At 47.1% G+C, this 13,358-nt stretch carries 10 protein-coding genes; all 10 read left to right on the top strand.

Features of this window, described 5'->3' with window-relative positions:
- The first annotated feature begins 1 nt into the window (after position 1).
- Positions 2-874, top strand: coding sequence for a hypothetical protein (locus J7K63_01690; GenBank protein ID MCD6233737.1), 873 nt, complete (start codon positions 2-4; stop codon positions 872-874).
- Positions 875-883: 9 nt separating this feature from the next.
- On the top strand, positions 884-1,699 hold the full coding sequence (locus J7K63_01685) for a hypothetical protein (protein ID MCD6233736.1): 816 nt from the start codon (positions 884-886) through the stop codon (positions 1,697-1,699).
- Between the two features lie 98 nt (positions 1,700-1,797).
- Positions 1,798-3,282 carry a menaquinone biosynthesis decarboxylase gene (locus J7K63_01680; protein MCD6233735.1) on the top strand — a complete coding sequence of 495 codons (1,485 nt, stop codon included), beginning with the start codon at positions 1,798-1,800 and terminating at the stop codon, positions 3,280-3,282.
- On the top strand, positions 3,263-3,790 hold the full coding sequence (locus tag J7K63_01675) for a UpxY family transcription antiterminator (protein MCD6233734.1): 528 nt from the start codon (positions 3,263-3,265) through the stop codon (positions 3,788-3,790). The genes J7K63_01680 and J7K63_01675 overlap by 20 nt, the downstream gene beginning before the upstream one ends.
- A gap of 47 nt (positions 3,791-3,837) precedes the next feature.
- Complete coding sequence (gene porU, locus J7K63_01670; GenBank protein ID MCD6233733.1) at positions 3,838-7,725, top strand: type IX secretion system sortase PorU; 3,888 nt, start codon at positions 3,838-3,840, stop codon at positions 7,723-7,725.
- Positions 7,722-8,309, top strand: a complete 588-nt coding sequence (maf, locus tag J7K63_01665; GenBank protein MCD6233732.1) for a septum formation protein Maf — start codon at positions 7,722-7,724, stop codon at positions 8,307-8,309. Before porU ends, maf begins: the two co-directional genes overlap by 4 nt.
- A gap of 153 nt (positions 8,310-8,462) precedes the next feature.
- Positions 8,463-9,365, top strand: coding sequence for a 3-hydroxybutyryl-CoA dehydrogenase (locus J7K63_01660; protein MCD6233731.1), 903 nt, complete (start codon positions 8,463-8,465; stop codon positions 9,363-9,365).
- Positions 9,366-9,379: 14 nt separating this feature from the next.
- Entirely contained in the window at positions 9,380-10,594 is a 1,215-nt protein-coding gene (locus J7K63_01655; protein ID MCD6233730.1) for an acetate kinase, read from the top strand.
- A gap of 110 nt (positions 10,595-10,704) precedes the next feature.
- Positions 10,705-11,814, top strand: a complete 1,110-nt coding sequence (prfB, locus tag J7K63_01650) for a peptide chain release factor 2 (protein ID MCD6233729.1) — start codon at positions 10,705-10,707, stop codon at positions 11,812-11,814.
- Positions 11,815-11,829: 15 nt separating this feature from the next.
- The gene (lysS, locus tag J7K63_01645; GenBank protein MCD6233728.1) at positions 11,830-13,338 is read left to right on the top strand and encodes a lysine--tRNA ligase; all 1,509 of its coding nucleotides are present in this window, start codon (positions 11,830-11,832) and stop codon (positions 13,336-13,338) included.
- Positions 13,339-13,358 lie beyond the last annotated feature (20 nt).

The following is a 13,358-nucleotide window of genomic DNA, read 5'->3' as shown; positions in this document are numbered from 1 at the left end:
TATGAGTGGCAAATTTAATGCATTTCTGCAAAATCTGGACAAACTGGATCGTCGCATTATCTTTCTCATTATCGGACTGGCTGTGCTATTCCCGCTTCTGGTTCCCCTGAACCTTCCGGTTGAACCTACCGGTCTCACACGGGATGCCTTTGAAACAATCCATAACCTTCCCGATGATGCGACTGTTCTCATTTCATTTGAATATGGGCCGTCCACCAAACCGGAAATCCATCCCATGGCCATAAGTGTGTTGCGGCACTTCTTTGCCCGTGGATATAAAGTGGTGGTTATGTGCCTGTGGCCGGACGGACTGTTTATGGCCCGGGAAGCTCTGGATGAGGTGTTGAACGATGAACGTTTTCGCGATCTGGAGTATGGCGTGGATTATGTGAATCTGGGATACAGGCCCGGTAATGAAGCGGTGATCAAGGGAATTACCAAAAGTTTTGCCGCCAATTTTACCGTGGATTCCAAACAGACGGATATCTCGGAAATCCCCCTGATGAGAGATATCCGGACCGTGGCGGATGTGGATTTTATTTTCAGCCTGTCTGCCGGATATCCGGGCGCTATTGAATGGGTTCTGTATGCCTCAGATCCCCTCCAGATTCCAATCAGCAGTGGAAATGCCTCCATTCAGGTGAATCAACTGCTGCCGTATGTAAAATCAGGACAGATGAAGGGAGTTGTTGCCGGTATGCCCGGTGCCGCCGAGTATGAAGCCCTCATGGTGGAATACGGGCTGTGGAATACCCGTGGGGAAGCGGCAAAATCCATGGATGCACAGTCCATTGCCCACCTGGTGATTGTCCTCTTTATTATCCTGGGAAACATTGCTTATTACGCGAAACGTAAAACCCAAAAGAAGTATTAGGAGGCACCGATGTATAATGATGTTTTTGGCGCCTGGGTTGCTGTCTTTTTAACATTGGCTATCTTCAGCTATCTCTATAAAGACAACCCCTTTTATAAATTGGCGGAACATGTTTACGTGGGTGTTTCCGCCGCACACTGGGCAACGATTGCCTTCTGGAATCAGGTCCGCCCGAATCTTTTCGGCCGGCTTTGGCCCCATGCGGATCCCGAAACCCTCACAGGTTTCAATGTGTTCTGGTATAAGCTCTACAAGGGATTGAACTTAATCAGCGATACGGTCTTCCCTGAAAATGGTATTCCCGGTAATCAGGAACAAAGCTTTATGTATCTGATTGCCCTGATTCTGGGTATCTTTATGCTTCTGCGTCTTTTCCCCAGTATTGGTTGGATCAGTCGCTGGTCCTTGGCCTATGTGGTTGGTATGGCCGCCGGACTCAGACTCTACGGATACCTGAGTTCGGATGTCCTATCCCAGATTCAGGGTACCATCTTACCCCTATGGACCGGAAATCTCGGAGAAAGCATCAATAATATTGTGCTTATTGTCGGAGTGGTCTCCGGCCTCTTCTACTTCTTTTTCTCTGTGGAACACAAAGGCGTTTTTGGGAAGATCAGCCGGGTAGGAATCTACTTTCTGATGATTACTTTCGGCGCATCTTTCGGATTTGCCGTCATGGGCCGTATTTCGCTGCTTATTGGCCGCTTGAAAGACCTGATTGAATTTTCCGGCAAAGAATATGGGTATGCCACCTTTGTTTTGCTTATCATTATGGTGGTAACCATTCTGGTTACATCCAGGAAAGATAAAGAAATTGCCGAGTAAAACGGATAATTACACTGAAAATGGAAAAGGTGTCGCCGACACCTTTTCTTTTTCCCCTTGAAATAATTTTTTAATTTCTCCGTAAACCGGAGGGTTAGATGCTTTTTTCATCCATGAAAGAGTTTATTGCCGAACTGAAACAACGGGGCGATTTATTGGAAATTGACCGGAAAGTAGATCCGTATCTGGAAATCAGTGAAATATCCCATCGGTTTGTGAAAGATGGTGGCCCCGCACTCCTTTTTAACCAGGTTAAAGGGACAGGTTTTCCCGTTACTCAAAATCTTTTCGCATCTCCCGACCGGATTTCCCTGGCATTGGGTGTTTCCCATCCTGATGAAATCGGCAACCGCATCCGGGATATTATCCGGCAAAAGGCTCCCCGGGGATTTATGGATAAACTATCTCTTTTTTCGCGGTTGCTGGAAGCAGCTAAATTCCCGCCGAAACAGGTGAAACAGGCACCGGTTCAGGAAGTGATCCTGACGGGAAAGGATGCCAGCCTTGATGCTCTGCCGGTTATTACCTGCTGGCCCCGGGACGGTGGCCCTTATTTCACCCTTCCCCAGGTAATTACCGAAGATCCGGAGACCGGTATCCGGAATGTAGGTATGTACCGCATGCAGAAATTTGATGCCACAACAACGGGTATGCACTGGCAACAACATAAACACGGGGCATCCCATTTCGAAAAATACCGGAAAATGGGTAAGAAAATGCCGGTCTGTGTGGCTCTGGGAGGGCCACCGGTTCTGACCTATGTCTCTACAGCCCCCTTACCTGAAAATATTGATGAATACCTTTTTGCCGGATTTCTGCAAAAAAAACCTGTTCACCTGGTGAAAAGTATAACATCTGACCTGATGGTTCCTGCAGATGCGGATTTCATCCTCGAAGGATATGTGGATCCCCGGGAACCTTTCCGCACGGAAGGACCCTTTGGGGATCATACGGGATTTTATTCCCTGGAGGATGAATACCCGGTTTTTCATGTCACGGCAATCACTCACCGGAAAGATGCCGTTTACCCGTCCACAATTGTCGGGGTTCCTCCCATGGAAGATTATTGGCTGGGATATGCCACCGAACGGATTTTCCTGCCATTGGCCCAAATGATCATGCCTGAAATCCGGGATTACCACATGCCTCCGGAAGGGGTATTTCATAATCTGGTGTTTGTCTCCATAAAAAAACAATATCCCGGACATGCCTATAAAGTGATGCAAGGATTGTGGGGATTGGGACTCATGATGCTGGCCAAAGTAATTGTGATTCTGGATGAAGAGGTGAATGTTCAGAATCCATCTGAAGCCTGGTGGACTGCTCTGAACCATATTGACCCCCGGCGGGATATTCTTTTTACCCGGGGACCGGTGGATAATCTGGATCATGCATCCACACAGCCGGGCTTTGGCAGTAAAATGGGAATTGACGGAACCCGAAAAATGCCGGAAGAAGGATTTACACGCCGCTGGCCGGATAAAATCACGATGGATGAGGAAATTATTGCCAAAGTAAATGAATATTATCCCGAACTGCTGAAACTGAATGAGCTGTTGAAACATGATAAAACTGGAAAATGAAGAACGGCTCTGGTTTCCTGTGCATGTCAGAGCCAGACATGAACGGACGATTCGTGATGAACTGCTGAAACAGGGCTACGAAGTTTATCTGCCGATGGTCAAACGCAGACGCCGTTGGTCGGATCGCTACAAAATCATCGAATTGCCCCTTTTCTCAGGATACCTCTTTATCAATATGGACCAGCGCTTGAAATACTATGTTCTGGATGTGCCGGGCGTTCAGGGCTTTATCACCTTTCAGGGACAAATGGCCCATATCCCCGATTTCCAGATCGATTTTATCCACAGGATGCTTGAACGCCCTGAAACCTTTGAGGTGGTGAATAAAGTCATAAAGACAGGCCATAAGGTGCGGGTTGTTTCCGGTCCTTTTATCGGGATGAAAGGTATTGTGAAAGATATCAAGAATAGATCCCGCATGTATGTGAACATTGATCATATTCAGCATACACTCTGTATTGAAGTATCGGAATATGATCTGGAACTGATTGGAGATGGAACTTCATAAACGCCCCGGAGTATGATACCAAAACACCGAGAAAAATGAAAATTCACTTGAAATACATCTTATTGCTGTTGATCCCCGCTTTCATCCTGGCCGGACTGCCTGATGGAATTGTCCGGGAAACCGCCGGGGAAAATCAACTGATTCTTCATTTGAGTTTTTCCAATCCTGATTACGAGACTCTTTGGATAGAAGGGCGGGAAAGACACCGGCTCACTTTTTCCCAGTCCAATGCAACCCGGGATGACTCTGTCCGCCTGACCCGTGTGCTTCGATTGCCCCTGGCCTTGACACGGACAGGCAAGCCGGATGTGAGTTTTCAGGTTTTGGAATCCGTGCCTTTTGAAAAAAACCGGCAAAATTCCCCCGGTGAATTTGTTCGTTTTTCCCCGGTGAGAATCTTCAGAACCGTTCCCCTGACAGACCTGATTGTGGATCCTTTTGCCCGTCCCGGTGAATTTATTACCGATGCCCGGCTGATTCTTGACATGAAGCCGGTTCCGGAAAAAAAGGAGACCCGTCCGCCGGCACCGGAGGAAGAGGCTTTTTTCCGGAATGTGGTTATTAATCCGGAAGATGTCCGTATAACACTTCCTGAAGTATCTCAACAACTTCAAAAAGTAATGGGATTTGCAGAAAATGGAACATGGTACCAGCTGGGAGTCCGGGAAACAGGGATTTATGAAATCAGCGGTCAATACCTGGAAGAAAACGGCCTGGTTCTCTCCGGACTGGATAAAAACAGAATTCACATGTATGTCAGCGCCACGCGTGGCCGTCCATATACCCTTGTCCTGCCTGAAAGCCCATATATCCGTGAAATTCCTCTACTCATCACAGGAAATACGGAAGAGCCCATGCAACGACAGGATAAAATTCTCTTTTTCGGGGAAAGTGTTTCCGGGTGGTATTCCCTGTCTGAAGACGGTCCCCAGTATGCTGCATTTGAAACAAATCCTTATGAAACGGTGAATCATTACTGGCTGTTTATTGCCGATATACCGGATCCAAATTCTGAAAGAATGTCCCCGATTCAGGAAAACACCGGCTCGAACGCCGTCAATGTTTCCTATGCCTGGGGACGGATGCATTATGAAAAGGATGAAGTCAATCTGATTCAGGGAGGAACGGACTGGTATGGCGAATCCTTCAGCGGTCCGGGCGCCCTGAGAACAATACAGCTCGCCCTGTTCAATCCGGCTCCTGAATACTGCGAAAATGCTTATATCCGTATTGGCGTCGCCGGTGCATCAAAAACAGGCTTTTCGACACACCGTCATGATTTTGAATTCACTTTGAACAATGAAGTGATATGGGGTGTTATTACGGCTTACGATTATAATGATGCATCCAAGGTTTTTCAGATAAATTCAGGCATACTTCAGGAAAACAATACCCTGCTGATTGAGTACACCGGCAACGGTGATAATACCAAAGCATTTCTTGATTTTGTAGAAATCATATATCCCATGAAGCTGGATGCCACTGATGATTTTTTACGTATCTGGCATCCGGTTGCCAATACTCCATTGAAATTTTCCGTTTCCGGGTTCTCCGGAAACCTGGTGTATGTGTTCGATGTGTCCGATCCCCTGAATCCCCGGTATCAGATAAAAAATCAATCCTCTTTCACAGTAGCCCATGAACGGACCTCTCTGGAAGCCGATTATCTGCTGCTTTCCGAATCGCACTTTAAAGAACCCCTTTTTATGAGTGTTTCTGATATAAGTCCTTTGCTTCCGGAATCTTTTGAACAAACGGATATGGTGATTGTTACACACAAAGATTTTTTACCGGCAGCGGAGCGACTGAAAGAATACCGGGAAAACCATCCCACGTATCCCCTTTCTGTAAGTATTTACACCATGGATGAAATTTATGCCGGATACAGTGGTGGGAATCAGGATCCCCATGCCATCCGGAACCTGCTTTATGATATGACTCAAAGAGCACCTCAGCCTTCTCCCTTTTATCTGGTTCTTTTGGGGGATGGGGATTATGATTACAGGAATATTTCGGGCAAATCCAAAATATTCGTTCCCCAATATGCCATATCCGCCGGATCAATCATTCATACCCGGAATACGGATGATCCCTTTGTCTACCTCAGCAGCGTATCCGATGAAAGTCCTGATATGGCTGTCGGTAGAATTCCGGTGAATTCCCCGGAGGAGGCTCAAAACTACGTCCAAAAAATCATAGACTATGAAACCCGGAAAACGCCGGGTGAATGGCAGATGCGGGCAACCCTTGTGGCTGATGATCCGACCAATCCCTGGCCAAACGAACCGGAATTTATCAAAGATACAGAGTATAAGATTTTGCCTGTTTTGCCGAAAGCCATGAAATTTCACAAAATCTATCTGACTGAATTCCCCGAACTTTATGATCCCACGATTGGGTCTATGGGACGGGTAGGCGCCCGGGAAGCCATCCTGGAAGCTTTTCAACAAGGAACGGTCCTCATGAATTACATCGGGCATGGTTCCCCCTTTGTCTGGGCCCAGGAATATGTTTTTACGAAGGACCGGGATCTGAACCAGGTACGGACAAACGGCATGTATCCCTTTATTGTGGCAGCTACTTGCGACTGGGGCCGTTCGGATTACATTGGAATCCAGAGTATGGCCGAAGAGATGGTTAACCTCACAGATAACGGAGCAATCGGTGCAATCGCCAGCACCCGCGGTGTAATAAACCTGGATAATGTGGATTTCACCCGGAAAATGTACAACGCTCTCTTTCCGGATGCCCAAAACAGTACCCGCTGTGTCACTGTGGGAAATGCATATCTTCAGGGTAAAATTCAGGCCTGGAGTAATTTGAATGTGTCCAAATTCCAGTATTTCGGAGATCCGGCCCTTATGCTGGCTATTCCCCAAATGGGTGGGGAAATCCACGTGGAAAACCAGGATACATTGAAAGCACTGAGCCTGGTCAGCGTGAAAGGATCTGTCCTTGACCTGCAGCAGGAGAAAATTACTGATGAAGGGTTAACCGGCTGGATAGAACTTGTGGATTCGGATAAACAGATTGCCCGGGATTACCGGTATTTATCCGGGGGGACTTACCGGACCGGAACCTTGTATTACACACTTCCCGGTTTCCGGCTTTTCACCGGTGCCATTAGCATTGAAGACGGGGAGTTCAATGCGCGTTTCATGATTCCCAAGGATATCCGGTATGAGGGAAATAACGGAAAAATCCGCCTGCGCTATGCATCTCCGGATTATCGTATCGAAGGCGCCGCTTTTATCGATAGCCTGATTCTGGCCGGCTGTTCCGATACGGTATCATCAGACTTTGCCGGACCGGAAATTACTCTTCTGACCCGGGGAGAAAGTTTCGCTTCATCCTTAATCCTCGTCAGCGATACGGCGAATCTGATCATTCGTATCAAAGATCCTTCCGGTATCAATATTACCGATGCGACGGGACATGCCATATTAATGCGGATGCAGGGAACGGAAACCAATCTGACTCAAAAGTTTATCTATGATAAAGATTCCTGGCAGGAGGGAAGCATTATCCTGCCGGTAAGGGACTGGTTCAGTGAAGGTGAACAGACCCTCGAAATCTCAGCTTTTGACAATTTTAATAATTTTTCCGGTGAAACATTTTATTTGCTGGTTGTTTCAAGCGGTGAGAGTATTCTCACCGATGTCATGAATTTTCCCAATCCTTTCAGGGAATCCACCCAGTTCACCTTTCACAATATGCAGGCCGGGGAGGCAGAGATAAAAATTTACACCCTGTCCGGTTCGCTGCTGCAATCTCTTCATGGAGGATTTGTTGAGAAAGGGTTTAACCGGATTCCTTGGGATGGCCGGGATCGCTATGGTGAGTGGCCGGCTGCCGGTATTTATATGTATACACTGTCCCTGAAACATGATGCCGGAGAGTCTTCCTGCCGGGGAAAACTGGTGATTTTACCATGAGTGTTTCAAAATTGCCTGCCATTGTCCTTGCGTCCGCATCCCCCCGGCGAAAAGATATTTTAAAAGAGATGGGTTTTTCCGTCCGGGTTTTTCCATCCGGTTTCCGGGAGGAAATACTGGAAGAAAAAAATCCGGTCCGTTTTGCCATGGCGGCTGCCTATGCCAAGGGAAAGGATGTATCACTCCGGTTTCCTAAGGAAGTGATCGTCTCAGCCGATACCGTTGTCACATACAAAGGACTTCTGTTGGGAAAACCTGCCAACCGGGACGAAGCCATCCGCATGCTGAAAACTCTCAGCGGAAAGACCCATACCGTCATAACAGGTTTATCCATTTTTTATCCCCTGAAAAAGAGGGAATATACCGGATATGAAAAGACGGATGTCACCTTCCGGGACCTGACAGAGGATGAAATAATACGCTATGTCGATGTAAACAAACCCTTTGACAAGGCAGGCGCCTATGGCATTCAGAATATTTCCATCCCCCTTGTTTCCCGGATCGATGGATCCTATTTCAATGTCGTTGGTTTTCCCGTTTCTCATTTTTATATTCACTGGCGTGAAATCACGACGGCTGAATGATATGTTAATGATACTTGTGGACAGTGATAAAGGCAGAACCACTCTTTGTTTTCATCGATTGCTTCGTCGTTAAAATAATCTGCCGGACAAGGAGGAATTGTGACAAATAATGGGAAATTGGATGAACTGATTAGTCAGGATAAGCTGGATCAGATGTCTTCATCAGACAAAAACTCGATTAATTCCGTGGCAATTATCGGTCAGGGCGTTATCGGTCGGGGACTCACCTGGGCCATTGCCTCCAAGGGCATTAGTGTGCTTGCCGTGGAAAAAAATGAGGAGGAAGCTCATAAAGCCCGGGAATTGATGTTTGCCGAAATGCGGGACGAAATCAACCGCTGGCGTATGACGGAAGGCGAAAAGAAAGCGATTACGTCCCGAACACAGTTCACCGGTGATTTTGATGCGGTGTCTTCCGTTGATCTCGTCATTGAGGCCGTTCCGGAAAACCTCAAGCTGAAACAGGAAATCTTTCAGAAACTGGATTCCAATGTATCCCCCAAAGTCATTTTCGTGACCAGTACATCCACGTTGTCGATTACCGAACTTGCCAACGCTACGAAACGTCCCGATAAGGTGGTGGGACTCCATTTTGTCAATCCTGTACCTAAAATTCCTCTTACTGAAGTAGTACGCGGGCTCCACACTTCGGATACAACATACAAGAAAATTCACGATTTTGTGGAACAGCTGGGTAAAACGGCTGTGGAAGTCTATGAATATCCCGGTTTTGTGACCACCCGGGTTATCATGCCCATGATCAATGAAGCCATGCATGTGGTGATGGAAGGGGTTGCCACTATAACGGGTGTAGATACCGCCATAAAACTGGGGTATAAACTCCGTAAAGGTCCCCTGGAACTGGCCGATAGCATGGGACTCGATTCCGTTCTTTTCTGTATGGATGTTCTGTTTCATGAATTGGGGGATTTGAAATTCCGGCCTTGTCCCATCCTGAAAAAACTGGTACGGGCAGGTCATTACGGACTTAAAACCGGTAAAGGATTTTATGTCTATGACGAATCAGGTAAACTTATAAAAGAAAATAAACTCTGAAAGGCAGAGTTCTTATGAAAGTACTTGTTATTAACTCCGGAAGTTCTTCCATTAAATACCAGCTCATTGATACAAAGGCTGGTATATCTCTCGCCAAAGGACTGGTGGATCGGATCGGACTGAGCAACAGCTCATTAAAACAAAGCCGCGAAGATGGTCATAAAATTAATCTCTTCGGGGAGATTTTCGAACACTCTCAGGCGCTGGAATATATTCTGGCGGCTCTGACCAGCGAAAAACACGGAGTGATTAAATCCCTGGATGAAATTGATGCTGTCGGACACCGGCTGGTCCACGGTGGTGAGCATTTCAAGGCCAGCATACTTATCACCGATGAGGTGATGGATGTTCTGAATGAGTGCATCGATCTTGCCCCCCTTCACAATCCCCCCAATATCAAGGGTGTCCTGGCAGCCAGGGCTCACCTGGGGAACACGCCCATGGTGGGTGTATTCGATACGGCTTTTCATTCAACGATGCCCGATTATGCCTATATTTACGGGATCCCTTATGAACTTTATAAGCGGTACGGTATCCGCCGTTACGGTTTTCACGGGACATCACATCGTTACGTATCCCAGGAATTTGCCCGGATGTACAATAAAGATATCTCATCCCTGAAGCTTATTTCCTGTCACCTGGGAAACGGCGCCTCGGTAGCGGCTGTTCAATACGGTAAATCCATTGATACATCCATGGGCTTTACTCCCCTTGAAGGGCTTGTAATGGGGACCCGCTCCGGTGACGTGGATCCGGGGGTCATCCTGCAAATTGCCGCGAAAGAGGATCTGGATGTCAGTGATCTCAATAATCTGCTGAATAAGCACGGCGGCATGCTGGGGATTTCCGGCTTGTCAAGCGATATGCGCGACATTGAAGAAGCTATGAAAAAAGGCGATGAACGGGCAATCCTGGCGATGAATGTTTACAATTACCGACTAAAAAAGTATATTGCTGCTTATGCCGGAGCCATGGGAGGTGTGGACGGCATCATTTTTACCGGAGGTATCGGTGAAAACGGTCCCCTTACCCGGAAAGGAGCCCTGGAAGGACTTGAATTCATGGGTATTCGCCTGGATGAATCCCTGAATGAATCCATGATCCGGGGAAAGCAGGGTGAAATCAATTCTCCCGATGCACCCGTGAAAGTGACTGTGATACCCACAAACGAAGAACTGGTCATAGCCCTGGATACGGAAGCTATCGTATCGAAACGCTTTACAGAATGATCACTTTTCCTTAAATTTCCACGCTGAGTCGGAAATATTACAAGGTATTGTTGTCTGTGTGATGCTCAGCTTGCCTGAGCATTCTTATATAGGAGGATAAAAAAAAGATTATGCAAACCCGGGAGCAGCTTTCAGAGCGTTTTGAAACACTGAAGGATAAAATCGGGGAAGTTGCCGGATATATCGACCTGGAAAGAAAAAATGAGCGGATCAAAGAGCTCAGGGATAAAACGATGGATCCGGATTTTTGGCAGGATAACCTGAGAGCCCAAAAAATAACCAAAGAAATTTCCGACCTGGAATACGAAATCAAACGGTGGAATACCATCCTTGAACTCCGGGAAGATGCGGATCTCCATTTCATGATGGCAGACGAGGATCCGGACCTTTTAGAGGAGCTCCCTGCAATCCTGGATAAACTGGAGGATGAAATTACCTCGCTGGAAACCGAAAAACTCCTGTCGGGCGAACACGATAAAAAGAATGCCATTTTTGTAATTCATCCCGGGGCGGGAGGGACCGAGTCTCAGGATTGGGCGGATATGCTGTTTCGCATGTATACGCGCTGGTTTGAAAAACGGGGATTTGAATATACGGTTCTTAATTATCAGCCCGGTGACGAAGCCGGAATCAAAGAGGCGGTAATAGAAGTCAAGGGTCCCTATGCCTATGGATATCTTTCTGCTGAAACCGGAGTGCACAGATTGGTCCGTATTTCTCCCTTCGATTCCAATGCCCGGCGGCATACAAGTTTTGCTTCTGTGTTTGTCTACCCCGAAGTGGACGACGAAATAGATGTTGACATCAATCCCAAAGATTTACGTATCGACACCTATCGCGCCAGCGGTGCGGGCGGACAGCATGTGAACAAAACCGATTCGGCCATCCGGATTACCCATATCCCCACGGGTATTGTTTCAACCTGCCAGAATGAACGGTCCCAGCATAAAAACAAAGAAATGGCCATGAAAATCCTCAAATCCCGCCTGTATCAACTGAAAAAGGAGGAAGAGAAAAGTAAAAAAGCCGATCTGGAAAAAGATAAAATGGAAATCGGCTGGGGCAGCCAGATTCGATCGTATGTTTTTCAGCCTTATACCCTGGTTAAAGACAACCGGACCAAATACGAAACCGGGAACATTCAGGCAGTGATGGACGGGGATCTGGACGGGTTTGTCAATGCCTGGCTGGCCTATTCTCACAGTCAACGGGATGATTAGACAGGAGCAATTTAAATGAGTAGTAATGAGCATCAGAAAAAACATTCCACTCTCCAGGATATTTTAACTCTGAGAAAAGAAAAAATCCGTCAATTGCGGGAGATGGGTGTAAATCCCTATCCCTATGCCTTTGACGTAAGCCATAAATCAGCTGATATTGTTGAACAGTTTGAATCCCTTGAGAATCAACAAGTCTCGGTTGCCGGCCGGATTATGTCTGTCCGGATCATGGGAAAAGCCAGCTTTGCCCATATTATGGATGCCAAAGGGAAAATTCAACTCTATCTCTCCCAACGGGACATCGGCGATGAATCCTATACCGTATTTAAAATGCTGGATATCGGTGATTTTATCGGTGTGAAAGGTGTGGTAATGAAAACCCGGACCGGAGAGGTAACGGTTAAAGGGGACAACCTGACGCTTTTAAGTAAAAATATCCGTCCCCTGCCCATTGTGAAGGAAAAAGACGGTGTGCTTCACGATGCCTTCAGTGACAAGGAACTCCGGTACCGGAAACGCTATCTGGATCTGATTGTCAATCCGGCGGTCCGGGAGGTTTTTATCCAGAGGGCAAATATCATGCGTTGGACCCGGGAGTTTTTTGACGCACGGGGCTATCTGGAAGTAGAAACGCCGGTTCTTCAGCCCATCTACGGGGGAGCAAGCGCCCGCCCCTTTATAACACACCACAATGCACTGGATACGGATTTTTACCTGAGAATTGCTGACGAACTCTATTTGAAACGCTTAATTATCGGTGGCTTTGAAAAGGTCTATGAAATTGCTAAAAATTTCCGGAATGAGGGGATGGACCGGACCCATAACCCGGAATTTACGGCGATAGAATTTTATGAAGCGTATGTGGACTATGAATATATGATGGATCTGGTGGAGGATTACATCCGGACCATTGCAGAGAAATCCGGCAGATTGACTCTAAAGTATGGTGATGAAACTCTGGATTTCAGCCGTCCCTTTGCCCGGAAAGCCATGTTTGATCTCTTTGAAGAATCCCTCGGGCAGGATATTCGTGACTATGATGTTCCCGAACTGAAAGTACTCTGTAAGGAACGGGATGTGGACTTTGATCCGGCCTGGAATTACGGGCAGTTGATCGATGAATTATTCAGTGAATTTGTGGAACCGCGGCTGATAAATCCCACTTTTGTGATTGATTATCCCAAAGCCATTTCACCTTTGGCCAAAACCAGGCGTGACGGGAATACACGGTTTGTGGAGCGTTTTGAACTCTATATCGGCGGATACGAATATGCCAACGCCTTTTCAGAGCTGAATGATCCGGAGGATCAGCGGGAACGGCTGGAAAGTCAAGCAAAACTCAGGGAATTGGGTGATCTGGAAGCACAAGTGGTGGATGAAGATTTTCTGCAGGCTGTCGAAACAGGGATGCCTCCGACCGGAGGAGTGGGCATCGGTCTGGACAGGCTCGTGATGCTCATGACCGGCCAGACCTCCATTAAGGATGTCATTCTCTTTCCGGCCATGCGACCGGAAAATCCCTAAAAACCAAAACGGATAAACCA

This window comes from Candidatus Neomarinimicrobiota bacterium (assembly GCA_021157965.1).
In the GTDB taxonomy this organism is placed as follows: Bacteria; Fidelibacterota; Fidelibacteria; order Fidelibacterales; family Fidelibacteraceae; genus Fidelibacter.
This window is presented reverse-complemented; position numbering and strand designations above follow the sequence as displayed.

Coding starts and splice junctions, on each gene's coding strand:
- J7K63_01690 (MCD6233737.1), top strand. CDS start 2: ATGAGTGGCAAATTTAATGCATTTCTGCAAAATCTGGACAAACTGGAT.
- J7K63_01655 (MCD6233730.1), top strand. CDS start 9,380: ATGAAAGTACTTGTTATTAACTCCGGAAGTTCTTCCATTAAATACCAG.
- maf (MCD6233732.1), top strand. CDS start 7,722: ATGAGTGTTTCAAAATTGCCTGCCATTGTCCTTGCGTCCGCATCCCCC.
- J7K63_01685 (MCD6233736.1), top strand. CDS start 884: ATGTATAATGATGTTTTTGGCGCCTGGGTTGCTGTCTTTTTAACATTG.
- J7K63_01675 (MCD6233734.1), top strand. CDS start 3,263: ATGATAAAACTGGAAAATGAAGAACGGCTCTGGTTTCCTGTGCATGTC.
- lysS (MCD6233728.1), top strand. CDS start 11,830: ATGAGTAGTAATGAGCATCAGAAAAAACATTCCACTCTCCAGGATATT.
- J7K63_01660 (MCD6233731.1), top strand. CDS start 8,463: ATGTCTTCATCAGACAAAAACTCGATTAATTCCGTGGCAATTATCGGT.
- prfB (MCD6233729.1), top strand. CDS start 10,705: ATGCAAACCCGGGAGCAGCTTTCAGAGCGTTTTGAAACACTGAAGGAT.
- J7K63_01680 (MCD6233735.1), top strand. CDS start 1,798: ATGCTTTTTTCATCCATGAAAGAGTTTATTGCCGAACTGAAACAACGG.